A 26,635-nucleotide genomic window follows, 5' to 3' on the forward strand; every position below is an offset into this window, starting at 1 on the left:
CTCATGGCGCCTACAAATTCACGGGATCTCACACCCGATCGCTGATGTGCAGCGACGGAGCGAAGGCTAGCCAGTGGAGTGAGCAGGCGCAAGGCCGTGGGATTGTCTAGGAAACTTCCTGCAAATTAAAGCGATATGGATTGCTGGCCTTTAACAATGCATGACAGTTGATCGGCTGGGCGTCCCGCTCACCACAACAAGCCCATTCACCACAAAAAACCTGCTCACCACAGCAGGCGGGTTATTTGGGATAGAGCGGCGGCAAACTGGTGGTGTCCGCCGCCGGGTCCACCTCGCGCTCAGCCATCGGGATCGCCTTCACCGCACGCCACAGGTCTTCACCCAGCCAGAAATGCCCGCTCTCGCTGTACAGCGCGCCGTTCAAGCCATCCAACGCATCCGACAGCGGCACGAACCGCGCGGCCATGTCCGCCAAGGTTTCCGGCTGTTGGCGGGCCCAGGCGTCGAGGGCCTGACGGGTGGCTTGCGGGTCGTTGGCCTGGGTGGCGCGCTTGAGGTCGTCGAGCAGCGTGCGCGGGCTCGGGCCGGTTTGCGCGGCACGTTGCACGGCCGGTTGCCGGCGGGCACGCCACCACAAGCCAAACCCCAGCAGGGTGGTGCAGGCGAGGATCAACGTGCTCAGTTGCCACAGCCACAGGCGCTCATCATCTGGCGCGGTGATGACGGTGGGCGTGGCGGGCGTGTCCACTGCCAGGCTCGGGTTGATCGCAACCTGCAGGGTGCGCGCGGGCAGGCTGGTGCGCTCAAGGTGGTCTTCGTGGGTGTTCCACCACACCACTTCCACGGCGGGCAGTTCCAGGCTGCCGGCGCGGGTGGGCACCAGGGCTTCGCGGTCTTCGCGGCTGCCGATCAGGCCACGGTCGTTGGTCTGGTTGGCGAGCACCGGTTGGTCCGGGTAGCGGCGCAGGCCATTGATCTCGGTGCTGGGCAGGGCCGGCAGTTGTGCACTGGACAGGCCCTCGGCCTTGACCGTGAGGCTGCGGGTCAGGGAGTCGCCGACCTGCACATGCTCCGGCTCCGGGTTCCAGCTTTCGCTGAGGGTGAGGCTGCGCGCTGGCAGCCACGGGGTATCAGCGGGGTACAGCGCGGGCTTGGGTTTGACCACCAGGGGCAACTCCGCCGAGCTGATGTGGATCAGCTTGCCCGGCTTGGTGCCTTGCAGGGTGTTTTCCTGGGGCGGGCGCGACTCCACCAGCGTCGCGCTGAAGGTCTGCGCCGGGATCGCCAGCGTGCCGCTGTGTTGCGGGTAGATCGCGTAGCGGGTTTCGATCACGCCGTGGCGGATGCTGTTGATGACCTTCTCGTAGGTGCGCGACTCGCCCAACTGCTCCACGCGCGCATCGGCAATCTGCAAGGGCGTGAGGCTGCTGTCGTCATACAGCGACACCGAATGGTAGACGCGCACGGTCAACAGCGCCTGGGCCTGCACGTAGACGCTGGTCTGGTCGAGGTTGGCCTCGACAAACACCGGCGCCAGCTCGGCGGCGGTGTTCTGGCTGGCGGTTTCGACCACTTGCAGGCTGATCGGCTGGGTCTTGTAGTCGCCCACCTGCATGGGCGGGATGACCACCGTGCCGTTTTCCTTGGGCAGCAGGGTGATGATCCAGCGCGTGGTGGCGTGGTTATCGCCGCCCAGGGTGGTGAGTTGGTTGATCTGGCGCGTGCCGCTGACTTCGAACTGCGCATCCAGCGGCGTCAGGTCTGGCTTGCCGAACTGCGTGACATCGCTGGATTCCACCGTCAGTTCCACCGTTTCCCCGGAGTTGACGCGGCTGCGGTCGACGCTGGCGGACAGGTTCGCCGCCTGGGCGTGGCCTGCCGAAAGGGCGAGCAGGAGCAGTAGGGTGGTGCGGCGGCTCATCGAGTCTTGTCCTGATGTTGTTGCTGTTCGTACCAGAATTTGCGGCGCAGCAGTTCGCCGGGGTTGTCCGGGATCTCCTGCAGCCATTGCTCCAGGGCCTGGCGGTGCTCACCGTCGAGGCTGGCGTCATTGGGGCGCAGCGGCGGGGTGGTGGTTTGTTCGTCGCCCAGTTCGCTGCCCGGCACTTCGTTACCCGTGGTTTGCGGCGTGTTGCCGGGTTGGGTGTCGTCAGTCCCGGCTTCGCCCTGGCCCTGGGAAGACGGCTCGCCGCCCGTGGCGTTTTGCCCGCTGGCGCCCGGTTGCGCAGTTTGGCCGGGTTGGGTGGTTTCGTCATCCTCGTTTTTTGCAGGTTCGGCGGGTTCCGGTTCGGCTTGCTCCTGCATCAGTGCCTCCACCAGCGCCTTGTTTTTCAGGGCTGGTTGCAGGTCGGGCTGGGCTTCGAGGGCCTGTTCGTAGGCGTCAATGGCGGCTTCCAGTTCGCCGGACTTGGCCAGGGCGTTACCCCGATTGTAGTGGGAGTAGGCGTCATTGCCTTCGGCAAACAGCTTGATCGCCTCGGCATAGTTGCCGGCCTCGTAAAGCGCCACGCCTTTCCACTGCGGGTCTTCGAAGTGTTCGGCGGCTTCGGCGGGGCGCTTTTTCTTCAGCAGGTATTGGCCTTGCTGGTCGGGACGCAGCCACAAGTCTTGCAAGCCGAACGCGTAGCTGGGCTGCGGCGCACTCAACAGCAGCAGCGGCAGGCAGAACAACCAACCACGCCGTCCGGCGCAGGCGGCGAGCAGCAGCAGGGGCAGGAGCAGCCAGTAACCCTGGTCGGCCCAGGTATCGAGGTGCAGCAGTTGGCCGTCATTGCGCAAGGTTTGCGGCGGGTCGAGCACGCCGAGTTGGCGCAGGTCCTTGTCGTCCAGGCGCGCGGCACGGTAGCGGCCGCCCATTTCACTGGCGAAGGCCTTGAGTGTCGGGCTGTCGAGACGCGGTACCAGGATCGCGCCTTGTTCGTCCTTGAGGAATTCACCGCTTTCCTGGGTGACTGGCGTGCCTTCGCGGCTGCCGATGCCAAGGATCGACAAGGTGGGCGATTGTGCGTTTTGCAGCAGCAGGCGAATGCCCTGGCGTTCCTGTTTGGACAGCGACGAACCGATCAGCAGCAAGCGACCCTGGCCGAGGCCACCTTGCTTGAGCAGGCCGAGGGCTTTCTCGACGGCCAGGTCGGCGCGATGGCCGGGCTCAGGCATGATCGACGGGCGCAAGGCTTCCAGCAAGTTGCGGCTGGTGGCCAGGTCGTCCGACAGCGGCACCAACGTGTGGGCGCTACCGGCATACACGACGATGGCGGTTTGCGCATCGGTACGTGCCTGCAACAAGTCGTACAGCTTGCGCCGTGCCTGTTCCAGGCGGTTGGGCGGGCTGTCGGTGGCGAGCATTTCCGGGGTCAGTTCCAGCAGCACCACCAACGGGTCGGAAGGCTTCTGGCTGGACTGCTCCACACGCTGCCAGCTCGGGCCGAGCAACGCCAATACGGCTAACAGCCAGGCAATGCCCAGTACCACCCAGGGCGATTTGCTCTCGCGGCCGTTGCCACCACTGAGCAACACCGCGTGGAAGGCCGGCGGCAGGATCATCTGCCAGCGCCCGGCGCGCTTTTGCCGGTGCCACAGGTGCCACAGCAACCAGCCGAGTAACGGCAGCAGCAACAACCACCATGGACGAAACCAATGCGGCCACAGGTCGATCATCGACGCCTCCGCAAACGCAGGCGTTTGAGGCGCTGGCGCCACTCAGGGTGTTGTTGCAGGAAAATCCCCTTGCTCGACAGTTTGTTGAACAGCCGTTGCAACGCGTTGTTCGGCCAGCGCTCCTGAATCACCAGCAACATACTCAGCACCAAGGCCAGGGCCAGTGGCGCGCTGTACAACGCCAGGGCCGGGCGCGCTTGGGTGGGTTGCTGTTCGACGGGCTCGAGTTTGTCGAGGGTCGCTTTGATCGCTTGCAACTCTTCACCATCGCGGGCACGGAAGTACTGGCCGCCGGTGGCTTCGGCGATGGCCTTGAGTGCCGGTTCGTCCAAGTCCAGGCTCGGGTTGACGCCCAGGATGCCCAGGGAACCGGTTTGTTCCGGGTCGGCACCGATGCCGATCGGGTAGATCTTCACGCCTTCTTCCGCCGCCAGGCGCGCGGCGGTCAGCGGGTCGATCTGCCCGGCATTGTTGGCACCGTCAGTGACCAGGATCAGCACGCGGCTCTGCGCCGGGCGCTGGCGCAGGCGTTTGAGGGCCAGGCCGATGGCGTCACCAATCGCGGTGTTCTTGCCGGCGATGCCGATGCGCGCTTCGTCCAGCCAGGCGCGCACGGTGCGGCGATCAAAAGTCAGTGGCGCCTGCAGGTAGGCCTGGCTGCCGAACAGGATCAGGCCGACGCGGTCGCCTTCACGCTCCTCAAGGAAATCGCCAAGCAGGTGCTTGACCAGGCTCAAACGACTTACGTCGTCGTCCTGCCAATGCATATCGGGGAAATCCATGGAGCCAGACACGTCCACCGCCACCAGCAGATCGCGGCCACTGGCGGCAATCGGTAACGGTTCGCCGAGCCATTCCGGGCGCGCGGCGGCGGTGAGCAGCAGCAACCACAGCACCACGAACGGCGCTTGCTGGCGCCAGCCGGGCAGGTTGACGCGGGCGCGGCGACGGGCCAGGCCTTCAAGGTCGCTGAGGTAGCTGACCTTCAAGGCGGGCTCACCGCTGTCGGCGGCCGGCAGCACAAGGCGCATCAACCACGGCAAGGGCAACAGGGCGAAGATCCACGGCCAGGCGAACTCAAACATGTTTGCGAATCCAGGTGTCGACGGCCTGGGTCAGGCCGGCGATGGCCTTGTCGTCGAGTTTGCATTCGGGTTTGTAGGCGCCTTCGACCAAGACCATCCAGCGCGTGAGGCCTGCGGCGGGGCAGCGGTTGTCGAGGAATGCCAGCCATTTGCGGCCGTTGAGGGTGTGGCTCTGGCTGTAGGGGTAGTCGTTGCGGCACAGGCGCTTGAGCAGGCCGTTGAGCTGTTGCAGCCAGGCACCGGCGGGCGCGCCATCGTAAGGCTTGGGCATGAGCGCAAGCTCTGCCAGGGCGGCGATGCGCAGCGGGTCCAAGGGTTGTTCGGCACGGGCGATGGGGCGGCGGGTCGGCAGAAAGCGACGCAGTGACCACAGGCCCCAGCCGAGCAGCGGAATCACCAGCAGCAACAGCCACCAACCCGGCGCGGGCGGCCAGAAGCCGATGGCGGGTGGGGCGATCAGCGGTTGCAGTTGGTCAAGGCTGCTCATTGTTTTTTAACCGGGCGTTGCGGGTTGAGGTATTCGCGCAGTTGCTCGACCATTTCGCTCTGGGTGCTCAAGGGCATCAGCAGTACGCGCAGTTTCTGCGCGAGCAGCTCCCAGCGCGCAAGGCGCGCTTCGGCCTGGGCCTTGTAGGCCTGGCGCAGGTCGAAATTCAGCGTGTCCAGTTCCAGCTGGGCGCCGCGCTCGGCGAAACGCAGCAGCCCGGCGGCGGGCAGGGCGTGGTCCAGTGGGTCGGAGATCGGCAACAGCAGCAAATCGCAATGCCGCGACAGCAAGCTCAGCTGTTGCTCGGCGCCTTCGGTCAGTGCGCGCTCATCGCAGATCACAATCACCAGGCTGCCAGGGCGCAACACCTCGCGGCCACGGCGCAGGGCCATGCCGAGGGCGTCGGCTTCGGGCCGGCTTTCGGTGCTCAGGCTCTGGTTGACCCGCACCAGGCGGTTGAGCAGTTGCAGCAGGCTTTGCTTGCTACGGCGCGGTTTGATTTCGTAGTGTTCGTTGTCGCCGAACACCAGCCCGCCCACACGGTCGTTATGCCCCAACGCGGCCCAACCGATCAGGCTGGCGGCTTGGGCGGCCAGCACCGACTTGAACATCTGCCCCGAGCCGAAAAACAGCCGGCAGCTTTGCTCCACCATGATGAAGATCGGCCGTTCGCGTTCTTCATGGAACAGCTTGGTGTGCGGCTCCTGAGTGCGTGCGGTGACGCGCCAGTCGATGGTGCGCACGTCGTCGCCGGCCTGGTACACGCGCACCTGGTCGAAGTCCACGCCACGCCCGCGCAGCTTGGAGTGGTGCAGGCCGATCAACGGGCTGCGCTGACTCGGCGTGGAAAACAGCTGCACTTCGCGCACGCGATGGCGCATCTCGATCAATTCGCTGAGCGTGACGCGGATCCCATCACCGGCGTTCATGGGTTTCAAGCGACGGCAACGACGTCGAGAATGCGCTGCACCACACGGTCCTGGTCAATGCCGGCGGCTTCGGCCTCGAACGACAGGATGATGCGATGGCGCAGCACGTCGAACAGCACCGCCTGGATATCTTCCGGGCTGACGAAGTCGCGACCGGCCAGCCAGGCATGGGCGCGGGCACAGCGGTCGAGGGCGATGGAGCCGCGTGGGCTGGCGCCGTAGGCGATCCACTCGGCCATTTCCGGGTCGAACTTGGCCGGGGTGCGCGTGGCCATCACCAGTTGCACCAGGTATTCCTCCACGGCGTCTGCCATGTACAGACCGAGGATTTCCTTGCGTGCGGCGAAGATCGCCTGCTGGCTGACGCGGCGCTCCGGCTTGGTTTCGCCGTTGAGCGCTTCGCCACGGGCTTGTTGCAGGATGCGCCGCTCGACGGCGGCGTCCGGGAAACCGATTTTCACATGCATCAGGAAACGGTCGAGCTGGGCCTCGGGCAGCGGGTAGGTGCCTTCCTGCTCGATGGGGTTTTGCGTGGCCATCACCAGGAACAGCGGCGACAGGTCATACGTGCTGCGCCCGACGCTGACCTGGCGCTCGGCCATGGCCTCCAGCAAGGCCGACTGCACCTTGGCCGGGGCGCGGTTGATTTCGTCCGCCAGCACCAGGTTGTGGAAGATCGGTCCTTGCTGGAACACGAAGCTGCCGGTTTCCGGGCGATAGATCTCGGTGCCGGTGATGTCGGCGGGCAACAGGTCGGGGGTGAACTGGATACGATGGAACTGCGCTTCGATGCCTTCGGCCAACTCTTTGATGGCCTTGGTCTTGGCCAGGCCCGGCGCGCCTTCCACCAGCATATGGCCGTCGGCGAGCAAGGCGATCAACAGGCGATCGATGAGTTTTTCCTGGCCGAGAATCTGCGTAGAAAGAAAGGTTCGCAGCGCGAGCAGCGCTTCACGATGTTCCATCGATGACGGTTCCTGGAGAGATGAGCCCGGTGGTCGAGAAAAAACGCCGGGCTTGGGAGGCTTACTTTAATGCATCGAAGGGGCTGGCGACTAACGGCGTAACGGGTATTTTTGGCAATACTTGTAGGAATTTTGTGTGCGAGGCATCACGCACGGACGTAGGTGCCAGTGCCTTTGAGGATGTTTTGCAGGGTTTCCTCGACTTCGGCCAGGTCCGACGCGCTTGTGGCGTGGGTGATCTCCAATTGGTCCTTGCCGCCCAGTGCATCGGCATCGCCTGCGGCCAGCTCAACCAGCAGCGTCGTGGCGCCCAGGGTGACTTTCAGCCCGTCGAGGGTCGACGGCTCGTAATCCCAGGTCAGTTCCACTTCGTCTTCATCCGGGTAACGGGTCAGCATGAACATCTCGCCGTTCTTGCCGTGACAGCACAGCATTGCCATGTTGTCTTCTTCGTCATCGCACGGGGTGACCATCAGGGCATCGGTTTTCAGCTGCAGCATGGGGAATCCTGTCTGGGGTAAGGCGTAATGCGGGCAATTGTGCCATTGCGGCGAATTTTGTGCTGCATCCTGTGTCAGACCTAGTGCATGACCTGAGGGGCAATATCAGTCATTTCTGGTACTCGCAGGCCGTTCAACAGGCGGTTTTTTGCCTGGAAATAGCGGGTTGCCCAAGTCGCAACCCAGCGCCTGCTTACCGATGACCGAATATGTCGCAGCGTCGCAAGCAGTGGGCTTCCCACACTCGTTAAGCTGAGCAACGGATGTGCATGAGCCAGGCGCCTGACCTGCCCGTCGTACCGTCACCCGGCAAGGTGCGCATCTTATGGAAGTTGTATGTGACCTCATTGTCTTGTCCAGCTTCACCCACCTGTCACCCTGATTCGCTAGTGTGCTTATATCAGTACCAGCGAACAGCGCTGACGGTCTCCCCGCAAGGGGATAACACGCGACGCTTCCATCAATAACAAGCCCAAGCGGAGTACCACAGATGGCGTTCTTCACCGCAGCCAGCAAGGCCGACTTCCAGCATCAACTGCAAGCGGCACTGGCGCAGCACATCAGTGAACAGGCACTGCCACAAGTGGCGCTGTTCGCTGAACAATTCTTCGGCATCATTTCCCTGGACGAACTGACCCAGCGTCGCCTTTCCGACCTGGCCGGTTGCACTCTTTCTGCCTGGCGCCTGCTTGAGCGCTTTGACCACACCCAACCGCAAGTGCGGGTCTACAACCCCGATTACGAACGTCATGGCTGGCAGTCGACCCATACCGCGGTCGAAGTGCTGCACCATGACCTGCCGTTCCTGGTGGATTCGGTGCGTACCGAGCTGAACCGTCGCGGCTACAGCATTCACACCTTGCAGACCACCGTGCTCAGCGTACGCCGTGGCGCCAAGGGCGAGCTGCTGGAGATCCTGCCAAAAGGCACCCAGGGCGAAGGCATCCTGCAAGAATCGCTGATGTACCTGGAAATCGACCGCTGCGCCAACGCCGCCGAACTGAACGTGCTGAGCAAAGAGCTGGAGCAGGTGTTGGGCGAAGTGCGCGTGGCCGTGGCCGATTTCGAACCGATGAAAGCCAAGGTCCAGGACCTGCTGGCCGGTATCGACGCCAGCCAGTTCAGCATCGACGGCGAAGAGAAAGCCGAGATCAAGAACTTCCTGGAATGGCTGGTGGGCAACCACTTCACCTTCCTCGGCTATGAAGAGTTCGTGGTACGTGACGAGGCAGACGGCGGTCATATCGAATATGACGCCGATTCGTTCCTCGGTCTGACCAAACTACTGCGCGCCGGCCTCACCGCCGATGACCTGCGCATCGAAGACTATGCCGTAGCCTACCTGCGTGAACCGACTGTGCTGTCGTTCGCCAAGGCCGCGCATCCGAGCCGCGTGCACCGTCCGGCGTATCCGGACTATGTGTCGATCCGTGAGATCAGCGCCGACGGCAAAGTGATCAAGGAACACCGCTTCATGGGCCTGTACACCTCGTCGGTGTATGGCGAAAGCGTGCGGGTGATTCCGTATATCCGTCGCAAGGTTGCGGAAATCGAACGCCGCTCCGGCTTCCAGCCCAAGGCTCACCTGGGCAAGGAACTGGCGCAGGTGGTTGAAGTATTGCCACGCGACGACCTGTTCCAGACCCCGGTCGACGAGCTGTTCAGCACCGTGATGTCGATTGTGCAGATCCAGGAACGCAACAAGATCCGCGTGTTCCTGCGCAAAGACCCGTACGGTCGTTTCTGCTACTGCCTGGCCTATGTGCCGCGCGACATTTATTCCACCGAAGTGCGCCAGAAGATCCAGCAAGTGCTGATGGATCGCCTGAAGGCCTCGGACTGCGAATTCTGGACGTTCTTCTCCGAGTCCGTGCTGGCCCGTGTACAGCTGATCCTGCGAGTTGACCCGAAGAACCGCCTGGACATCGACCCGCTGCAACTGGAAAAAGAAGTGGTGCAGGCCTGCCGCAGCTGGCAGGACGACTACGCCAGCTTGGTCGTGGAAAGCTTCGGCGAAGCCCACGGCACCAACGTGCTGGCCGACTTCCCGAAAGGCTTCCCGGCCGGTTACCGCGAGCGTTTCGCCGCGCATTCGGCCGTGGTCGACATGCAGCACTTGCTCAGCCTCACCGAAGCCAACCCGCTGGTGATGAGCTTCTACCAGCCGCTGGGCCAGGTGTCCGGCCAGCGCGAGCTGCATTGCAAGCTCTACCACGCCGATACCCCGCTGGCGCTGTCCGACGTGCTGCCGATCCTGGAAAACCTCGGCCTGCGGGTGCTGGGCGAGTTCCCGTACCGCCTGCGTCACGCCAATGGCCGTGAGTTCTGGATCCACGATTTCGCGTTCATTGCCGCCGAAGGCGTGAACCTGGACATCCAGCAGCTCAACGACACCCTGCAGGACGCGTTTGTGCACATCGTGCATGGCGACGCCGAAAACGATGCGTTCAACCGCTTGGTACTCACCGCCGGCCTGCCATGGCGCGACGTGGCACTGCTGCGTGCCTACGCCCGTTACCTGAAGCAGATCCGTCTGGGCTTCGACCTGGGTTACATCGCCAGCACCCTGAACAACCACACCGACATCGCCCGCGAGTTGACCCGGTTGTTCAAGACCCGTTTCTACCTGGCGCGCAAGCTCACCAGCGACGACCTGGAAGACAAGCAGCTACGCCTGGAACAAGCGATTCTTTCGGCCCTGGACGACGTTCAGGTGCTCAACGAAGACCGCATCCTGCGTCGCTACCTGGACCTGATCAAGGCGACCCTGCGCACCAACTTCTACCAGACCGACGCCAACGGCCAGAACAAGTCGTACTTCAGCTTCAAGTTCAACCCGCATGCGATCCCTGAGCTGCCTAAGCCCGTGCCGAAGTTTGAAATCTTCGTGTACTCGCCACGGGTAGAAGGCGTGCACCTGCGCTTTGGCAACGTCGCGCGCGGCGGCCTGCGCTGGTCCGACCGTGAAGAAGACTTCCGCACCGAAGTGCTCGGCCTGGTAAAAGCCCAGCAAGTGAAGAACTCGGTCATCGTGCCAGTGGGTGCGAAGGGCGGCTTCCTGCCGCGTCGCCTGCCACTGGGCGGCAGCCGTGACGAGATCGCGGCCGAGGGCATCGCCTGCTACCGCATCTTCATTTCCGGCCTGTTGGACATCACCGACAACCTGAAGGACGGCGCCCTGGTACCGCCGGCCAACGTTGTGCGCCATGACAACGATGACCCGTACCTGGTGGTGGCTGCGGACAAGGGCACTGCGACCTTCTCCGACATCGCCAACGGCATCGCCATCGACTACGGCTTCTGGCTGGGTGACGCGTTCGCGTCCGGTGGTTCCGCCGGTTACGACCACAAGAAGATGGGCATCACCGCCAAGGGCGCGTGGGTCGGCGTGCAGCGTCACTTCCGTGAGCGCGGCATCAACGTGCAGGAAGACAGCATCACCGTGGTGGGCGTTGGCGATATGGCCGGTGACGTGTTCGGTAACGGCTTGTTGATGTCCGACAAGCTACAACTGGTCGCGGCCTTCAACCATCTGCATATCTTCATCGATCCAAACCCGAACCCGGCCACCAGCTTCGTCGAGCGTCAGCGCATGTTCGAGCTGCCGCGTTCGGCCTGGACCGACTACGACACCAGCATCATGTCTGAAGGCGGCGGTATCTTCTCGCGCAGCGCGAAGAGCATTGCCATCTCACCACAGATGAAAGAGCGCTTCGACATCGCGGCCGACAAGCTGACCCCGACCGAACTGCTGAATGCCTTGCTCAAGGCGCCAGTGGACCTGTTGTGGAACGGCGGTATCGGCACCTACGTCAAGGCCAGCACCGAAAGCCATGCCGACGTGGGCGACAAGGCCAACGACGCGCTGCGCGTCAACGGCAACGAGCTGCGCTGCAAGGTAGTGGGCGAGGGCGGTAACCTCGGTATGACCCAGCTGGGTCGTGTGGAATTCGGCCTCAATGGCGGCGGTTCCAACACCGACTTCATCGACAACGCCGGTGGCGTGGACTGCTCCGACCACGAAGTGAACATCAAGATCCTGCTCAACGAAGTGGTGCAGGCCGGTGACATGACCGACAAGCAACGCAACCAGTTGCTGGCGAGCATGACCGACGAAGTCGGCAACCTGGTGTTGGGCAACAACTACAAGCAAACCCAGGCCCTGTCCCTGGCCGCGCGCCGTGCCTACGAGCGTGCCGCCGAGTACAAGCGCCTGATGAGCGACCTGGAAGGCCGTGGCAAGCTGGACCGCGCCATCGAGTACCTGCCGACCGAGGAGCAGCTCACCGAGCGCGCCGCGAATGGCAAGGGCCTGACCCGTCCGGAACTGTCGGTGCTGATCTCCTACAGCAAGATCGACCTCAAGGAAGCGCTGCTCAAGTCGCTGGTGCCGGATGACGACTACCTGACCCGTGACATGGAAACCGCGTTCCCACCGAGCCTGGTCGCCAAGTTCTCCGAGGCCATGCGTCGCCACCGCCTGAAGCGTGAGATCGTCAGTACCCAGATCGCCAACGACCTGGTCAACCACATGGGTATCACCTTCGTTCAACGACTCAAAGAGTCGACCGGCATGAGCCCGGCGAACGTGGCAGGCGCTTATGTGATCGTGCGTGACATCTTCCACCTCCCGCACTGGTTCCGCCAGATCGAAGCCCTGGACCACCAGGTTTCCGCTGACGTGCAACTGGAGTTGATGGATGAGCTGATGCGCCTGGGCCGCCGTGCTACACGCTGGTTCCTGCGCAGCCGTCGCAACGAGCAGGACGCTGGCCGTGACACCGCGCACTTCGGTCCGCACCTGGCGGCGTTGGGCCTCAAGCTCGACGAACTGCTGGAAGGCCCGACCCGCGAAGGCTGGCAGAACCGCTACGGCAAATACACCGAAGCCGGTGTGCCGGAGTTGTTGGCACGCATGGTTGCAGGCACTACTCACCTGTACACCTTGCTGCCGATCATCGAAGCCGCTGATGTGACCGGGCATGACGCCGCCGAAGTGGCCAAGGCCTACTTCGCCGTCGGCAGCGCCTTGGACTTGCCGTGGTACCTGCAGCAGATCAGCGATCTGCCGGTGGCCAACAACTGGCAGGCCCAGGCCCGTGAAGCCTTCCGCGACGACGTGGACTGGCAGCAACGCGCAATCACCATCTCCGTGCTGCAAATGGCCGACGCGCCACAAGACATGGAAGCCCGCGTGGCCCTGTGGCTTGAGCAGCACAAGGACATGGCGCAGCGTTGGGTGGCGATGATGGTGGAAATCCGTGCCGCTGTGGGGACGGACTACGCCATGTACGCGGTGGCCAACCGTGAGTTGCTGGACCTGGCATTGAGCGGTCAGTCGGTGCTGCAACCGGCTTGATTCCGCTGTAGGACAAAAAGCCCCGTATCCTGAGATACGGGGCTTTTTTTATGGCTTAAAAACTGGCGTTGCCCAGGCAGGGCTGGATAACTGTTTTCAAACCGTTGTTGTTAGCAGGCAATAAGAATGTCGCGGTCAGCGGCTTGCCACCCTCTTTGGCTGGCGCTACCGAAAGTTTTAGTGTCTGGCCGCGTGAGGCATCGCTGGCCCAGTAGGCTAATTCGTCATGGGGAACAGCAGCACTGAGCGCAAATACCGTGCCGATCTGGAACGCTCCGCCGTAAGTCCAGACGCCGTTTACCGGGTGGTCGATGGCCGTGCGTGTTGCCGTAGTGATACGCAACGGACCATCGGTGCTGGCGTCTGGACCTTCGAAAGGCGCGACGTCAAAGCCCAGTGCTGTCGGTGTGATCTGCAGTGCAAGGCTGGCGGTCGGGCTCTGTGGGGAACAGCTGATCTCAAGGCTGGCCTTGACATGGTAGTCGCCGTAAGCGCTGCCACCGAAGGTGCGGGCGGTGAGCATGGGGCTATCTGCGTAGGGCTGTTCAAGCAACCACACGGGGGCTGCCGGGGTGATGATGTAAGTCCCGGCAGTTAACGCGTCGCCGGCCCGTGCATCGACACTGAACTGTGTGACGACCAGGCCAGTGACCAGTGCGAAAGTGAGGGGGTGCATAGTGCTATTCATCCGCGTTCAAGGCTTTAGGAATGAATGCAATTCTGCGGTTCTATGACGGTCCCTGCTGTCGGTGATTTCGTAGATCAGCGTTGTAATTGTAGTCAGCCAGGGTGGGCCATTTGGCCATCGTGGCTCAGCAATTTGGCTTCCAGGTGATCCAGGTGTTGGGTCATCAGGTTCATTGCGCGGTTCACATCGCGTTGTTCGACTGCATCCACAATCGCTTCATGCTCCTGCCACGCGCAATAGGTGCACGCCTTCGCTTCGTACTGGGCGATGATCAAGGACGTTAACGGCACCAGGCTGTTGAGAAATTGCGCCAAGGGCGCGTTACGTGCCATTGCTGCCAGTTGCAGGTGGAATTCGCCGGAGAGGCGGATGGCTGGCCCGCGTTGGTCCCGTTCAATATGCTCACGCTCCCGCGCGATCAGTTCGCGCAAATGCCGGATCTGCGTCGATGTGGCCTGCGCGCAGGCCAGTTGTACCACAGTCATTTCCGTCAGGCGGCGGGCTTCCAGGATTTGGCGGGTCTGCTGTGCATCCGGCGCCGCCACCTGAGCACGCTGGTTGGGACGCAGGATGATCACTTGCTGATGGGACAGCTTTGCCAATACGCGGCGAATCACGCTGCGGCTCACCCCAAAGATCTCGCCCAGGCCTTCTTCGGTAAAGCGACTGGCCGGGGCGATCCGCTGTTCCAGGATCGCGTCGAACAGGCGTGGGTAGATGTCGTCCACCGAAGGTTTTTTACCAGCGACCAGGCGCAGGGTCGGGAGGATCGGTTCGTAGTGCAAGGCGTGGGCGGTCATGGCCTGTCTCCAAAAAAATCAGCTGCCCAGATGGTCGTCCGGGATGTTCAAGCGAATGCCCATGCGCAGGCCTTCCTGAAGGATGTGCCGGCGCATCTCGGCACTGGCCAGGGCGCTGTTCTTGTTGCGGATGGCGCGCACCACGGCGTCGTTTTCCAGCAGGCGTTCGGCCAGGTGTTCCGGCGAGTTGCGCAGTACCTGGGCGCTTTGCTTGAGGGCGTTGCTGGTCTGTTGCACCACGTTCTGGAAGATCGGGTTGGAGGTGAGGGCGAACAGTTCTTCGTGAAAGCCGATGTAGGCGTTCATCCCGGCTTCGGCGTCGCCGGCGTCGAGGGCTTCGCGCATGTCCATCAGGGTCAGGCGCAGTTGGCCGACTTCCTTGCTGCTGATGGACTGGGCCACCAGGCCGACAATGAAGGGTTCGAGGGTGTAGCGCAGTTGCAGGATGTCTTCCAGGCTGGCGTCGGCCACGGCGTCGCTGGACTGGGGTTCGCTGACGCTGGTTTCCAGCACCACCACGCCTTTGCCGGGCATAGAACGCACCAGGCCGAGGGTTTCCAGCACGATCACCGCTTCACGCAGGCTGGGGCGGCTGATGCCCATCTGTTCGGCCAGTTCGCGCTGGCCGGGGAGCATTTCACCCCGGCGCCACTGGCCACGCGCCAAGGCGGCGCGGAGTTTTTCTACCACTGAATTGACGACGGTTGAGGTGCTGATCACGTCGTACGCTCCTTAAGAATGAATGAAGGGCCGGCCACCCGGCCCCGCAAAATCAGAACTCCTGATGCGCCGGCAACACCGGTTTCTTGGCCTGGAAGGCATACCCTTGCTGGCCGTCCAGCACCTTGTTGGCGCGCTGGAGGTCGATGTCTTTTTCCCAGCGGGCGATGGCCACGGTGGCGACGCAGTTGCCGATCAGGTTAGTCAATGCGCGACCGATGCCCATGAACCAATCCACCGCCAGCACCAGCACCAGGCCCACCACCGGGATCGCCGGAATCGCGGTGAGGGTCGCCGCCAGAATCACCAGCGCCGAACCGGGAATGCCGTGGGCGCCTTTGGAGGTGATCAGCGACACCAGCAGGATAGTCAGCAGGTCGGTCATCGACAGCGGCGTGCCGGTGGCATTGGCGATAAATACGATGGCCAGGGTCAGGTAGATGGAGAACCCGTCGAGGTTGAATGAATACCCCGTCGGAATCACCAGGCCCACGGTGGAGCTGCCGATGCCAAGGTGTTCGAGTTTACGCATGATCTGTGGCAGCACGGCGTCGGAGGAGGCGGTGCCCATCACGATCAGCAGTTCTTCACGCAGGTACTTGAGCAGCGGCAGCATGCGCAGGCCCGACAGGCGCATCACCAGGCCGAGGATCAGCCCGACGAAGGCAAAGCACGTCAGGTAGAACAAACCCACCAGGCTGCCCAGGTGTTGCAGGGAATCCAGCCCGTAGGTGCTGGTGGTGAAGGCGATCGCGCCAAACACGCCGATCGGCGCCAGGCGCACGATCATGCCCATGATGCGGAAAATCACATGACTCAATTCGTTGATCAGCCGCGAGATACCTGAGGCGGCTTCGCCCACCAGGTTCAACGCACTGCCGAACAGCACCGAGAACAGCAGCACTTGCAGCACGTTGTTGTCGGCAAAGGCGCCGATCACCGAGTTGGGGATCAAGTCCATGAGGAACTGGCTGGTACCGCGGATGTGCTGGCCCTTGTCGGCCAGTTCATTGAGGCCGGCGGAAGACAACTGTTCCAGGTGGATATTAGCGCCTTGGCCGATGCCGGTGCTGAAGGCCATCACCAGGCCGATCACCAGGGCGACGGTGGTGAGCACTTCAAAGTAGATCACCGACTTGAGGCCGATACGCCCGACTTTCTTCAGGTCGCCTGCACCGGAAATGCCGCTGACCACCACGCAGAACACGATCAGGCCGATCAGCATCTTGATCAGCTTGATAAAGCCGTCACCCAGGGGTTTGAGTTGCGAGGAGAATTCGGGAAGGGCCAGGCCGCAAATGATGCCGAGCATCAGACCAATCACGACTTGCAGGAAAATCGAACGCGAGCACCATCTGAGCATGGGAGGGATCTCTATTCGGTGCCCTGGTGGTTCCAGGGCTTAATTGTTGTGGTCATACCGGTAAGTCCAGTGCGCGGCCAGTCTACGCCCGGTATTTTTGAAATCACAAGCAATTATTTGACGGTCGACAGGTCCCGGTCTGACCAGTTGGTCGGTAACGGCGATGCTTGAGCGGTTGGTGCGCGAGAATTTTTTTCGCTTATCATCCGCCGCTCGGCACATGAGGTGATGGATGGACACACCAGGACTGACCCCTGACGAAACCGGGCAGACCCACTGCACCTGGCGCACGGCTGCGCCGGAATACCTGCGTTATCACGACCAGGAGTGGGGCGTGCCGGTGGCGGATGATATCCAGCTGTACGAAAAGGTCTGCCTGGAAGGCTTCCAGGCGGGCTTGGCGTGGATCACCATCCTGCGCAAGCGTGAGCAGTTTCGGGCGGCGTTCGACGGGTTTGATTTCAGAAGGGTGGCGCAGTACGGCGAGGCGGATATCGAGTGCTTGATGCAGGACCCGGGCATCGTGCGCAATCGGGCCAAGATCGTGTCCACCATCAACAACGCGCGGCGAGCCTGTGAACTGGTGGATGAGACGGGTTCGCTGGCGAGCTGGCTGTGGGCGTTTGAGCCCAGTCAAGACGAGCGCCCTGAGGTGGTAGACATGGCGTATTGGACGGGCAATCCCACATCACCGGCTTCGGTACGTTTGTCGAAAGCCTTGAAGAGGCGCGGTTGGACCTATGTGGGCCCGACCACGATGTATGCGTTGATGCAGGCGATGGGGATGGTCAATGATCATTTGGAAGGCTGTGCGTGCCGGCCACAGATCGAGGACCTGCGCCGGCGGTTCCAGCGACCTTAGGGCTTACTGCTTGAGAGGCGTCAGCACTTCAGCCTTGTCATCCAGCACCATCACCACCAGCAACTTGGCCGGTTTTGTCTGGCTGGCATTGCTCGATTCAAAGTGCCGGGAGCCCGCAGGTTCGTAGAACGATTCGCCGACCTGATAGGTTTTCGCTTTCTCATCATTCACCCGCGAGGTGATCGCGCCTTCCAGCACATAGGCCACGGCAGTACCTGTGTGGCTATGGGGCACGGTGGCCTGACCAGGGGCATAGTCCACGGTGAGCATAAGGGTTTTTTTGCCGGGTACATTGGTCAAGGCGTGTTCTTGCAAGACCTTGATCGATTCCTGGTTGTACACCGGTTCATGGGCAAAGGCGCTGAGCGAGGCGAGCATTAGGGCGGCGGCGAGCAGTGGTTTCATGGCGAAGTTTCCGAGTAGTTCGAGACCTCTTCACCCTACGCCGCAAGGCCTGGGTGACCAATGACCAATCCCGGCGAAGAGCAGGAGACCAATACCTCAGTGGTCGAAATCCAGGCGACGGGCCAGGTGTTCACGGGTCAATTCGATAAAGCCTTGCAAGGCCGGTAACGCGAAGTGTGCGCTGAGCTGCTCGGCACAGGACCAGCGTCCCGTGACGGTCCACAGGTCGGGGTCCATCGGGTCGCGCTGCACCCCGTAATCCAGGCAACCGGGGGCGGTGCGTACCGCGTCGGCTATCTGCTGCAGGCGCTCGCCCAGTTCCGCTGAGCGCCCGGCGGCCGCGCGGACAAGGACAGTGTTGAAGGCACAGGCTGGCATGGCGATGGTCTCCGAGGGCGGGGTCAGTGCACAGGCTAGAGCCTGGCGAAGCCAGGACCAATGACCAATCCGCCGGAAAATCCGCTAGCCAATCTGCTGGAGAATATCGCGCACCTTGTCCAGCGCCGGGTCGATGTCCAGGGTTTCGATAGCGCCAAAGCCGATGATCAGGCCAGGGCGTACTGGCGCATCGTGGAAGAACACATCCAGGGGGTACAAGCCCACTTCCACCCGGCGTGCCAGTTCCATCAGCAACGGGATGTTCACCGGCACCTTGCACAGCGCCGCCATATGGAACCCGGCCACGGTAGGCACCGCTTCGAACCACGGCGACAAGTCGCCTGCCAGGCGTTGCAGGATGCGTTCACGGCGCCCGGCGTAGACCGTGTGGCAGCGACGGATATGCTTGAGCAGGTAGCCTTCACTGATGAACTTGGCCAGGGCCCATTGCGGCAGTGTGGAACTGTGCTGGTCGGTCAGCTGCTTGGCCTTGAGCACTGCGCCATAAATCGCCGGTGGCAGCACCGCGTAGCCCAGGCGCAGCTCCGGCAGCAAGGTTTTCGAGAAGGTGCCGACGTAGGTCACCACGCCACGGGTGTCCATGCTTTGCAGGGAGTCGGTGGGCCGCCCTTCGTAGCGGAACTCGCTGTCGTAGTCGTCCTCGATGATGATTGCGCCCAGCTCGAACGCCCGTGCCAGCAAGGCTTCACGGCGTGGCAGGCTCATGGGCATGCCGAGCGGGAACTGGTGCGAGGGCGTCACGTAGATCAGTCGTGTGCCGTCGGGAATCCGCTCGACCTGAATGCCCTGTTCATCCACCGGCACGCTGGCGACGCTGGCACCCATCGCCATGAACATCTGGCGTGCGGGGCTGTAGCCGGGGTCTTCCATGGCGACGATGCTGCCCGGCTCCAGCACGACGCGGGCGATCAGGTCCAGTGCCTGCTGGGCGCCGTTGGTGACTACGATGTCGCTGTCACGGCAGTTGACCCCGCGTGAGAACGCGATATGCCCGGCGATAGCGCTGCGCAGCGCCGGCAAGCCTTCGGGCTGGCTGTAGAAACCACTGTTCTGGGCGATGCGCCGCAACGCGTCCTGGGTACAGCGCCGCCATTCATCCTGGGGGAACTGGTTGCGGCTGGTGGCGCCGCCGATAAATTCATAGCGCAGTGTGCTATCGCGGGTGGGGTGGCGCATGGGCGAGGGCAGTGACTGCCACTTCGCCAGGTTGGCGGCGCAGGCCAGGTCGGTGGCGCTTTGCAGGCGTTCGCTCTGCGCTGCTCGGGCGTTGACGAAGGTGCCGCGACCGGTCTTGCCGATCAGCAATCCCTCGTAGGTCAGGGTGGCGTAGGTATCCGACACGGTCTTGCGCGACACGCCCAATTGCTCGGCGAGCAAGCGGCTGGGCGGCAGCTGCGCACCGGCGGCCAGGCGCCCGGAGCCAATGGCTTCACGCAACTGTTGGTACAACTGTTCGGCCAGATCCTTGCGGCCGTTGATCACAACGTGCAGTTCCATGTGTTATTCCGGGCATTGACGTTGCGCCAAGCGTACGCGCGTGCGCGGCAGGCTCAAAATGGTCTCTGCATAAACCGGCCGATTGGCTATAGGGCTTATGTCGTGTGGGTTCTAGGCTGGACAGTCATTGCACCCACCGCCAGAGAACCACCCCCATGGAACCCCGCCTGGATTACTACACCGCCTCACCGCAGGCGCTCAAAGGCATGCTGATGCTGGAGGCGACGACCTTTGGCTTGTCCATCGAAAAGCCTTTGCTGGAACTGATCAAGATCCGTGTCTCGCAGCTCAACCACTGTGGTTTCTGTACGGACATGCATTCGATGGCGGCGCGTCAGCGCGGCGAGACCGAGCGACGTTTGTTCGCGTTGTGCGTCTGGCGCGATTCGCCGTTCTTCACAGCGCGGGAAAAGGCCGCGTTGGCCTGGAGCGAGTCCGTCGCGACACTGCCGACCTCGACGGTATCGGATGAACTGTTCGCCGCCGTGCGGCTGGAATTCAGCGAGCAGGAACTGGTGGACCTGACCATGGCGGTGTCCAGCATCAGTGGCTGGAACCGCCTGGCGGTGAGTTTTCGGCAGCAACCGCCGAATGCTTGATCAGGACAGGAAACCACCATCCACATTCAGCGACACGCCGGTGGTGTAGCTGGATGCATCGCTGGCCAGGAACAGCACCGCGCCGGCCATTTCGCTCGGATCGGCCACGCGCTTGAGGGGGATCTGCGCCAGGGCCATTTTCAGGATCGCGTCGTTCTTCACCAGCGCCGAGGCGAACTTGGTGTCGGTCAGGCCCGGCAGCAGGGCATTGCAGCGAATGCCGAACGCTGCGCATTCCTTGGCGAACACCTTGGTCATGTTGATCACAGCGGCCTTGGTCACCGAGTAGATGCCCTGGAACACACCGGGGGAAATCCCGTTGATCGACGCGACGTTGATGATGCTGCCGCCGCCGTTATCGCGCATCAGCTTGCCGGCTTCCACGGACATGAAGAAGTAGCCCCGGATGTTCACGTCAACGGTCTTATGGAACGCACCGAGATCGGTGTCCAGCACGTTGCAGAACTGCGGGTTGGTGGCGGCGTTGTTGACCAGAATATCCAGGCGCCCGAACTGTTCGCGGATACCGGCGAACACTTGGGTGATCTGTTCCATTTCACCGATATGGCAGGCCACGGCCGTGGCCTTGCCGCCGTCGGCGATGATCGCGTCGGCCACGTGCTGGCAGCCTTCGAGCTTGCGGCTGGAGACAATCACGTGGGCGCCTTGCTGGGCGAGCAACTTGGCGATGGCCTCGCCGATGCCACGGCTGGCGCCGGAAACGAATGCGATCTTGCCGTCGAGGTCGAACAGGTGGGTCTTGGACATAGCGGTTCCTTAAAGGGACGATTTGCTGATGACGTTCAGGCTCATCTGCTCCAGCAGCTTGTTCATGTGAATGAACTGCGCAAAGCGTTTGTCCTGGGTCTGGCCATGGAAGAAGCGGTAGTAGATCTGCTGCACGATGCCGGCGAGGCGGAACAGGCCGTAGGTGTAGTAGAAGTCGAAGTTGTCGATCTGGATGCCCGAGCGCTCGGCGTAGTAGTCGACGAATTCACGGCGGGTGAGCATGCCCGACGCGTTGCTCGGCTGGCGGCGCATCAGTTGCACCGGCGCCGGGTCGGCCGCTTCGATCCAGTAGGCGAGGGTGTTGCCCAGGTCCATCAACGGGTCGCCGAGGGTGGTCAGCTCCCAGTCCAGCACGCCGATGATCTGCATCGGGTTGTGCGGGTCGAGGATCACGTTATCGAAGCGGTAGTCGTTGTGCACGATGCTTGATGTCGGGTGGTCGGCCGGCATTTTGTCGTTGAGCCAGGCGCGTACCGCTTCCCAGCGCGGCGCGTCGGGGGTCAGGGCTTTCTCGTAGCGATCGCTCCAGCCACGGATCTGGCGCTCTACATAGCCTTCCGGCTTGCCCAGGTCGGCCAGGCCGCAGGCGTTGTAGTCCACCTGGTGCAGTTCGACGAACTTGTCGATGAAGCTTTTGCACAGCGCTTCGGTCTTGGCCGCGTCCAGGCCCAGCTCAGGCGGCAGGTCGGAGCGCAGGATGATGCCGTTGACCCGCTCCATCACATAGAACTCGGCGCCGATCACCGATTCGTCTGTGCAATGCACATAGGCCTTGGGGCAATAGGGGAAGCCATCTTTGAGCTGGTTGAGAATGCGGTATTCGCGGCCCATGTCGTGGGCGGACTTGGCCTTGTGGCCAAAGGGCGGGCGGCGCAGCACGAATTCCTGGCCAGGGTATTCCAGCAGGTAGGTCAGGTTGGACGCGCCACCGGGAAACTGGCTGATCGTGGGCGTGCCGCTCAGGCCGGGGATATGGGCCTTGAGGTAGGGATCGATCAGGCTGGCATCAAGTTCTTCGCCTGGGCGAATCTGGGTCGATTGGTCGTTCAGCGCCATGCTTATCCCTTCTGCTTATTCTAAAGGCCTTGGACTATTTCCTAATCTAATGCGCACAACCGTCCAGCGACAAGGTCGGGGCGGCTTAATAGGTTAGCGTGTTGGACGATGATCAGCGTGCCTGATCGGTCATTGAGTGGGCGGGGGCAGGGCAACCGGCGTGAGCACCGGACGGCCGGCGAAGTATTCCACCAGGTTATCGGCCACGCGCTGCACGGTGTCATGGGCCGCTTCGGGCGACAGGCCGGCCACATGGGAGGTGAGCACGGTATTGCTGAGCTTCTTGAGGGCGTCAGGCACTTGGGGTTCGTCGTCGAATACATCCAGTGCGGCGCCGCCGATGCGGCGTTGCTCCAGGGCCGCGACCAGGTCGGCGGTGACCACCACGCTGCCACGCCCAATGTTGACCAGGTAGCCATTCGGGCCCAGGGCATCCAGGGCGTGGCGATCGATCAGGTGGCGGGTGCTGGCACCGCCGGGGGTGGCGAGGATCAGAAAGTCCGAGGTGCGCGCCAGTTCCACCGCAGTGGCGCAGTAGGTGTAGTCCACGTCATCGCGTGGTTGGCGGTTGTGGTAACTCACCTCCATGCCGAAGCCCAGGGCTGCACGCTTGGCGATTTCCAGGCCAACAGCACCGAGCCCGAGGATGCCCAACTGCTTACCGCCCAGGGACGGGCGCATCACTTTCGGCCATTCGCTGCGGCGCACGGCGGCGTCGGTCTGCGGGATGCCGCGCACCAGCGACAGCAGCAATGCCATGGCGTGATCGGCCACCGATGGCGCGTTCACCCCGGCGCCATTGGTCACGACGATCCCGCGATTGCTGGCGGCTTGCAGGTCTACATGCTCGTAGCCGGCACCGATCACACAGATGATTTCCAGCAGCGGCAGGGCGGCGATTTCCTCGGCGTACAAGCCCAGCGGGCCACGGGTCAACACGGCCCTGATCTGGCTGCCGTGGGCCTTGATGGCTTCGGCGCGTTCGGCGGGTGTCGGTGCCAGGATCACATGAAAGTCATTGCCCTCGATGATGGGCAGGTATTCGTTGATGGTTTCAACCAGGACCAAAACAGTAGCGGTCATCGGAAGGCTCTTCCTGAAGGGTTTGAGGGGAGGAGTATGCCGTATTTGTGCGATCAGAAGCTTATCTCGACCGCACGTGCACGCTTTACAAACGCCCCGGCCAGGGTCGCATTGTGATGCTCGATAATCGCTTCGGCCTTGAGTGCCGGTGTGTCCATGCAGGTGTGGCCGTCTTCCGGCAGCACCACGGAAAACCCCAATTCCACGGCTACCCGGCAAGTGGTGTCGATGCAGAACTGGGTTTTCATGCCGACGATCACCAGTTCATTGACCTGGGCCGCTTTCAGTTGCGCTTCCAGATTTGTGCCCAGGAAGCAACTGGGGCGAGTCTTGTTGAACAGGTGGTCGCGGGATTCGTCTACCTCCAGCCCATGCCACAGCCGCCAGAGCGGGCTGCCGGCGTCTATCGTTGAGCCTGCCGGCCCAGTGTGGTGGGCGACGAATATCGGGGCGCCAGACAGGCGTGCGCGCAGAATCAGCAGGTTGATAGTGGCGAGCACGCGTTCGCGCTCGAAGGGTTTTTCCGGGCCATCGTATAAGCCGGTTTGCATGTCGATGATCAGCAGGGCGTCAGCCATGGTGTTGCTCCTTGTGATTGCCGAACGGGCGGAGCAATAAAAAGGCCCCGTCCATTGCTGGCGGGGCCTTGGGTTGAATCTGTGAAGTGTCTAGCTCAAGCACTCACAGCCACCGCACGACCCGCCGGAAGCGGTCGTGGTGGTGGTGCGGGTGAGGGAGCGTTGGAAAATATTCATGGCCTGATCATGCTGGGACGGAGGAAGGGCTGTCAACGGCCAGTAGGGCATTTCGTGCAGCAGCCAGGAATTCATCCGACAGGTGATTGCCACGTGTCGCACGCGCGAGGGTCACTGCGCCGATCATCATTGCGTACTTGGCCAGCATTGCCTGGCGATCTCCATCCTGTAGCTGCGCAAAGACCTCCAGGGACTTCTCGACCCCCTCAATAAAGGTGTGTTGCAAGGCAGTGTCGGCGGGCTCATGGCACATGTCCGGGGCGAAGGCCGACACGGGGCAGCCGTCTCCAGGGTTGTCGCGATGGGTGGCTGTTAGATAAGGCCCCATCACGGCCTCGCGGGCAGTCTGCTGATCTTCACTGCGATCGATCTTTGCCTGCCAGCCCAGGTTCGCTTGCTCGAAGGCCTGCTGGCAGGCTTCGGTGGCCAGCGCTTCCTTGGAGGCGAAGTGCCCGTAGAAACCGCCGTGGGTCAGGCCAGCGGCGGCCATGACGTCCGATAGGCTGATACCGTGCAAGCCGCGCTCGCGAAACAGGTGCGTGGCCGCCTCGACGATGATTTCGCGATTGAGTTCGGCTTGTTTGCGGGAAACGCGCGGCATGGCAGGGCTCTCTGGATAAACGGCGGATGCTGGATGAAAACTACAGGATCAAGCGCGATTCTAAAATAGATTTGTGCGGGAATGTATATTCCGCATTCAGCCGCACGCCCCGAAAACCGCCGTATACAGGTGCCCCTGCGGGCCTGCACCGCACCACCGTTCCTCAGCTAAGTCTTTGCTTATTCACAAGAATCCCGGACAATCCGGCCCCTTCTATGGTCGGGGCGCTGCCTGTCAGGTTTTTCTGACTCGTCCCGGCCGTGTAAATGCGGAGATCCGACCGGATGAATGATCAGGCCAATAGCGTCGACGAACGCTATGCAACGACACCTGCAACCCTCACAAGCTGGAGCCGCCAGGACACCACCTGGATGCTTGGCCTGTTCGGCACCGCCATTGGCGCCGGTACGCTGTTCTTGCCGATCAACGCGGGCCTGGGCGGCTTCTGGCCACTGGTGATCCTTGCGCTACTGGCGTTCCCGATGACCTTCTTCGCCCACCGTGGCCTGACCCGTTTCGTGCTGTCCGGCCGTGAAGGTTCCGATATCACCGACGTGGTCGAAGAACACTTCGGCATTAAAGCCGGTGCGCTGATCACCTTGCTGTACTTCTTCGCAATCTTCCCGATCCTGCTGATCTACAGCGTGGCGTTGACCAACACGGTCGGCAGCTTCATGGAGCACCAACTGCACATCATGCCGCCGCCACGCGCGCTGCTGTCGTTTGTGCTGATCCTCGGCCTGCTGGCAGTGGTGCGTTGCGGTGAGCAGGTGATCGTCAAGGCGATGAGCCTGATGGTGTATCCGTTTATCGTCGCCTTGCTGTTCCTGGCGGTGTACCTGATCCCGCACTGGAACGGCGGCATTCTCAGCACCGCCAGCGTGGTGCCTGCGCCGTCCGCATTGCTCAACACCTTGTGGCTGGCGATTCCGGTGATGGTGTTCTCGTTCAACCATTCGCCGATCATCTCGGCCTTTGCGGTGGACCAGAAGCGCCAGTACGGCGTCCACGCTGATGAGCGCAGTTCGCAGATCCTGTCCCGTGCGCACCTGTTGATGGTGGTGATGGTGCTGTTCTTTGTGTTCAGTTGCGTGCTGACCCTGTCGCCGGCGCAGCTTGCCGAGGCGAAGGCACAGAACCTGTCGATCCTGTCGTACCTGGCCAATCACTTCAATAATCCGACCATTGAGTTTGCGGCACCGTTGATCGCGTTTGTGGCGATTGCCAAGTCGTTCCTGGGGCACTACATCGGTGCCAGTGAAGGCCTCAAGGGCCTGGTGCTGAAGACCGGTCGTCGTCCTGAGGCCAAGCGTCTGGACCGGATGACGGCAGCATTCATGTTGGTGGTGTGCTGGATCGTTGCGACGTTGAACCCAAGCATTCTCGGGATGATTGAGGCGCTCGGCGGTCCGATCATTGCGTCGATCCTGTTTCTGATGCCGATGTATGCCATCCGCAAGGTGCCGGCCATGGCCAAGTACCGTGGGCAGGCGTCCAATGTGTTTGTCACGGCGGTGGGGTTGGTGGCTATTACTGCGGTGGTTTATTCGTTTTTTGCTTGAGGCTGGTGTGGTCTGTTGGTGTACATATCCGTTGCTGCGGTAAAGGCTAAAATTGGTTCCGCTCTTACAGCGGCTCACTTTTGGAAGGACCCAAAAGTAAGCAAAAGGTCCTCGCCCCAACACTCGGCACCTCGCCTAGGCTCGGTGTGCCCTCACTCCGGCTTTGGAGCGTGGGCCGCCGCGATGGGCCATCCTTGGCCCAGCGCGGCTAACCCGGCGTCCTGCCGGGTTGCCCACGCTCCAACGCCTGCGTTCGGCCAGCGTGTTTGACGGGGCGCCTCAGATCAAGGTCAAGAGCGACTCGCTTCGCATCGTAGATACGTTTCTCGTTTTCTGTAGGAGCCGGCTTGCCGGCGAGAAGCGTGAGACCGCCGCGTTTTGTCTGGTTCCCCGCATCATCGTTGAAGACCATCGCCTGCAAGCCGGCTCCTACAGGGACCGCGTTGGCTGTTGCCTTTGCTCTACACCACTCAAGCCGGCTGTCAGGCCGCTGTGCTCTTGCTTTTGATTTTG

The 26,635-nt window shown here is 62.2% G+C and carries 23 protein-coding genes; 4 read left to right on the forward strand and 19 right to left on the reverse strand.

Translation table 11 applies throughout. The features are described 5' to 3' along the window. Positions 1-241 precede the first annotated feature (241 nt). From H096_RS27105 to H096_RS27135, 7 genes are all read right to left on the reverse strand, one after another. Positions 242-1,882: a BatD family protein gene (locus tag H096_RS27105; protein WP_033902398.1), complete on the reverse strand. Its 1,641-nt coding sequence runs from the start codon at positions 1,880-1,882 to the stop codon at positions 242-244. Continuing rightward, positions 1,879-3,618, reverse strand: coding sequence for a tetratricopeptide repeat protein (locus H096_RS27110; protein WP_033902399.1), 1,740 nt, complete (start codon positions 3,616-3,618; stop codon positions 1,879-1,881). Before H096_RS27110 ends, H096_RS27105 begins: the two co-directional genes overlap by 4 nt. Next, positions 3,615-4,703 carry a VWA domain-containing protein gene (locus H096_RS27115; RefSeq protein WP_033902400.1) on the reverse strand — a complete coding sequence of 363 codons (1,089 nt, stop codon included), beginning with the start codon at positions 4,701-4,703 and terminating at the stop codon, positions 3,615-3,617. The genes H096_RS27110 and H096_RS27115 overlap by 4 nt, the downstream gene beginning before the upstream one ends. Further along, a complete protein-coding gene (locus H096_RS27120) occupies positions 4,696-5,190 on the reverse strand; it encodes a DUF4381 domain-containing protein (RefSeq protein ID WP_028616472.1) in 495 nt (164 codons plus the stop codon). The genes H096_RS27115 and H096_RS27120 overlap by 8 nt, the downstream gene beginning before the upstream one ends. Next, positions 5,187-6,119, reverse strand: coding sequence for a DUF58 domain-containing protein (locus tag H096_RS27125; RefSeq protein WP_033902401.1), 933 nt, complete (start codon positions 6,117-6,119; stop codon positions 5,187-5,189). The genes H096_RS27120 and H096_RS27125 overlap by 4 nt, the downstream gene beginning before the upstream one ends. A 5-nt stretch (positions 6,120-6,124) precedes the next feature. Continuing rightward, positions 6,125-7,084 (reverse strand): MoxR family ATPase, encoded by a 960-nt coding sequence (locus H096_RS27130; RefSeq protein ID WP_003174327.1) that lies wholly within the window; start codon positions 7,082-7,084, stop codon positions 6,125-6,127. A 146-nt stretch (positions 7,085-7,230) separates the two neighbouring features. Continuing rightward, positions 7,231-7,584, reverse strand: coding sequence for a hypothetical protein (locus H096_RS27135; protein ID WP_033902402.1), 354 nt, complete (start codon positions 7,582-7,584; stop codon positions 7,231-7,233). A gap of 490 nt (positions 7,585-8,074) precedes the next feature. Between H096_RS27135 and H096_RS27140 the strand changes: the two genes are divergently transcribed. Continuing rightward, positions 8,075-12,943 (forward strand): NAD-glutamate dehydrogenase, encoded by a 4,869-nt coding sequence (locus H096_RS27140; protein ID WP_033902403.1) that lies wholly within the window; start codon positions 8,075-8,077, stop codon positions 12,941-12,943. 55 nt (positions 12,944-12,998) lie between these two features. Here the strand turns inward: H096_RS27140 and H096_RS27145 are convergent, their stop codons facing one another. The 4 genes from H096_RS27145 to H096_RS27160 form a co-directional block, all read right to left on the reverse strand. After that, positions 12,999-13,619: a hypothetical protein gene (locus tag H096_RS27145; RefSeq protein ID WP_033902404.1), complete on the reverse strand. Its 621-nt coding sequence runs from the start codon at positions 13,617-13,619 to the stop codon at positions 12,999-13,001. Between the two features lie 104 nt (positions 13,620-13,723). Continuing rightward, positions 13,724-14,431, reverse strand: coding sequence for a GntR family transcriptional regulator (locus tag H096_RS27150; protein WP_033902405.1), 708 nt, complete (start codon positions 14,429-14,431; stop codon positions 13,724-13,726). A gap of 18 nt (positions 14,432-14,449) precedes the next feature. Further along, positions 14,450-15,151 carry an FCD domain-containing protein gene (locus tag H096_RS27155; protein ID WP_033902406.1) on the reverse strand — a complete coding sequence of 234 codons (702 nt, stop codon included), beginning with the start codon at positions 15,149-15,151 and terminating at the stop codon, positions 14,450-14,452. Between the two features lie 52 nt (positions 15,152-15,203). Beyond that, on the reverse strand, positions 15,204-16,529 hold the full coding sequence (locus tag H096_RS27160) for a C4-dicarboxylate transporter DctA (protein WP_177075616.1): 1,326 nt from the start codon (positions 16,527-16,529) through the stop codon (positions 15,204-15,206). Positions 16,530-16,746: 217 nt separating this feature from the next. On the opposite strand from H096_RS27160, the gene H096_RS27165 reads away from it, so the two are divergent. Beyond that, entirely contained in the window at positions 16,747-17,376 is a 630-nt protein-coding gene (locus tag H096_RS27165; RefSeq protein ID WP_033902408.1) for a DNA-3-methyladenine glycosylase I, read from the forward strand. 3 nt (positions 17,377-17,379) lie between these two features. Here H096_RS27165 and H096_RS27170 read toward each other — a convergent pair whose 3' ends face one another. From H096_RS27170 to H096_RS27180, 3 genes are all read right to left on the reverse strand, one after another. Beyond that, a complete protein-coding gene (locus H096_RS27170; RefSeq protein ID WP_033902409.1) occupies positions 17,380-17,781 on the reverse strand; it encodes a cupin domain-containing protein in 402 nt (133 codons plus the stop codon). A 96-nt stretch (positions 17,782-17,877) separates the two neighbouring features. Further along, complete coding sequence (locus H096_RS27175) at positions 17,878-18,159, reverse strand: antibiotic biosynthesis monooxygenase (RefSeq protein ID WP_033902410.1); 282 nt, start codon at positions 18,157-18,159, stop codon at positions 17,878-17,880. 84 nt (positions 18,160-18,243) lie between these two features. Then, on the reverse strand, positions 18,244-19,677 hold the full coding sequence (locus H096_RS27180) for a PLP-dependent aminotransferase family protein (protein WP_033902411.1): 1,434 nt from the start codon (positions 19,675-19,677) through the stop codon (positions 18,244-18,246). 155 nt (positions 19,678-19,832) lie between these two features. On the opposite strand from H096_RS27180, the gene H096_RS27185 reads away from it, so the two are divergent. Next, positions 19,833-20,276: a carboxymuconolactone decarboxylase family protein gene (locus tag H096_RS27185; RefSeq protein ID WP_033902412.1), complete on the forward strand. Its 444-nt coding sequence runs from the start codon at positions 19,833-19,835 to the stop codon at positions 20,274-20,276. Here the strand turns inward: H096_RS27185 and H096_RS27190 are convergent, their stop codons facing one another. The 5 genes from H096_RS27190 to H096_RS27210 form a co-directional block, all read right to left on the reverse strand. Beyond that, positions 20,277-21,044: an SDR family oxidoreductase gene (locus H096_RS27190; protein ID WP_033902413.1), complete on the reverse strand. Its 768-nt coding sequence runs from the start codon at positions 21,042-21,044 to the stop codon at positions 20,277-20,279. A gap of 9 nt (positions 21,045-21,053) precedes the next feature. Further along, the gene (locus H096_RS27195; RefSeq protein ID WP_033902414.1) at positions 21,054-22,121 is read right to left on the reverse strand and encodes a phosphotransferase family protein; all 1,068 of its coding nucleotides are present in this window, start codon (positions 22,119-22,121) and stop codon (positions 21,054-21,056) included. 129 nt (positions 22,122-22,250) lie between these two features. After that, positions 22,251-23,204, reverse strand: a complete 954-nt coding sequence (locus H096_RS27200; RefSeq protein ID WP_033902415.1) for a 2-hydroxyacid dehydrogenase — start codon at positions 23,202-23,204, stop codon at positions 22,251-22,253. A gap of 53 nt (positions 23,205-23,257) precedes the next feature. Beyond that, positions 23,258-23,782 (reverse strand): cysteine hydrolase family protein, encoded by a 525-nt coding sequence (locus H096_RS27205; protein WP_033902416.1) that lies wholly within the window; start codon positions 23,780-23,782, stop codon positions 23,258-23,260. A 184-nt stretch (positions 23,783-23,966) separates the two neighbouring features. After that, the gene (locus tag H096_RS27210; RefSeq protein WP_033902417.1) at positions 23,967-24,560 is read right to left on the reverse strand and encodes a TetR family transcriptional regulator; all 594 of its coding nucleotides are present in this window, start codon (positions 24,558-24,560) and stop codon (positions 23,967-23,969) included. Positions 24,561-24,844: 284 nt separating this feature from the next. On the opposite strand from H096_RS27210, the gene H096_RS27215 reads away from it, so the two are divergent. After that, the gene (locus H096_RS27215) at positions 24,845-26,122 is read left to right on the forward strand and encodes a serine/threonine transporter (RefSeq protein WP_033902418.1); all 1,278 of its coding nucleotides are present in this window, start codon (positions 24,845-24,847) and stop codon (positions 26,120-26,122) included. The last annotated feature ends 513 nt before the right edge of the window (positions 26,123-26,635 follow it).

The organism is Pseudomonas sp. FH1 (genome assembly GCF_000510895.2).
Classification (GTDB): domain Bacteria; phylum Pseudomonadota; class Gammaproteobacteria; order Pseudomonadales; family Pseudomonadaceae; genus Aquipseudomonas; species Aquipseudomonas azotoformans_A.

Bases quoted from the DNA above. Each gene is read 5' to 3' on its own strand.
- H096_RS27190 (WP_033902413.1), bottom strand. From the start codon at position 21,044: ATGTCCAAGACCCACCTGTTCGACCTCGACGGCAAGATCGCATTCGTT.
- H096_RS27175 (WP_033902410.1), bottom strand. From the start codon at position 18,159: ATGCCAGCCTGTGCCTTCAACACTGTCCTTGTCCGCGCGGCCGCCGGG.
- H096_RS27200 (WP_033902415.1), bottom strand. From the start codon at position 23,204: ATGACCGCTACTGTTTTGGTCCTGGTTGAAACCATCAACGAATACCTG.
- H096_RS27195 (WP_033902414.1), bottom strand. From the start codon at position 22,121: ATGGCGCTGAACGACCAATCGACCCAGATTCGCCCAGGCGAAGAACTT.
- H096_RS27215 (WP_033902418.1), top strand. From the start codon at position 24,845: ATGAATGATCAGGCCAATAGCGTCGACGAACGCTATGCAACGACACCT.
- H096_RS27115 (WP_033902400.1), bottom strand. From the start codon at position 4,703: ATGTTTGAGTTCGCCTGGCCGTGGATCTTCGCCCTGTTGCCCTTGCCG.
- H096_RS27120 (WP_028616472.1), bottom strand. From the start codon at position 5,190: ATGAGCAGCCTTGACCAACTGCAACCGCTGATCGCCCCACCCGCCATC.
- H096_RS27170 (WP_033902409.1), bottom strand. From the start codon at position 17,781: ATGAAACCACTGCTCGCCGCCGCCCTAATGCTCGCCTCGCTCAGCGCC.
- H096_RS27180 (WP_033902411.1), bottom strand. From the start codon at position 19,677: ATGGAACTGCACGTTGTGATCAACGGCCGCAAGGATCTGGCCGAACAG.
- H096_RS27210 (WP_033902417.1), bottom strand. From the start codon at position 24,560: ATGCCGCGCGTTTCCCGCAAACAAGCCGAACTCAATCGCGAAATCATC.
- H096_RS27140 (WP_033902403.1), top strand. From the start codon at position 8,075: ATGGCGTTCTTCACCGCAGCCAGCAAGGCCGACTTCCAGCATCAACTG.
- H096_RS27110 (WP_033902399.1), bottom strand. From the start codon at position 3,618: ATGATCGACCTGTGGCCGCATTGGTTTCGTCCATGGTGGTTGTTGCTG.
- H096_RS27185 (WP_033902412.1), top strand. From the start codon at position 19,833: ATGGAACCCCGCCTGGATTACTACACCGCCTCACCGCAGGCGCTCAAA.
- H096_RS27145 (WP_033902404.1), bottom strand. From the start codon at position 13,619: ATGCACCCCCTCACTTTCGCACTGGTCACTGGCCTGGTCGTCACACAG.
- H096_RS27150 (WP_033902405.1), bottom strand. From the start codon at position 14,431: ATGACCGCCCACGCCTTGCACTACGAACCGATCCTCCCGACCCTGCGC.
- H096_RS27105 (WP_033902398.1), bottom strand. From the start codon at position 1,882: ATGAGCCGCCGCACCACCCTACTGCTCCTGCTCGCCCTTTCGGCAGGC.
- H096_RS27205 (WP_033902416.1), bottom strand. From the start codon at position 23,782: ATGGCTGACGCCCTGCTGATCATCGACATGCAAACCGGCTTATACGAT.
- H096_RS27125 (WP_033902401.1), bottom strand. From the start codon at position 6,119: ATGAACGCCGGTGATGGGATCCGCGTCACGCTCAGCGAATTGATCGAG.
- H096_RS27135 (WP_033902402.1), bottom strand. From the start codon at position 7,584: ATGCTGCAGCTGAAAACCGATGCCCTGATGGTCACCCCGTGCGATGAC.
- H096_RS27165 (WP_033902408.1), top strand. From the start codon at position 16,747: ATGGACACACCAGGACTGACCCCTGACGAAACCGGGCAGACCCACTGC.
- H096_RS27130 (WP_003174327.1), bottom strand. From the start codon at position 7,084: ATGGAACATCGTGAAGCGCTGCTCGCGCTGCGAACCTTTCTTTCTACG.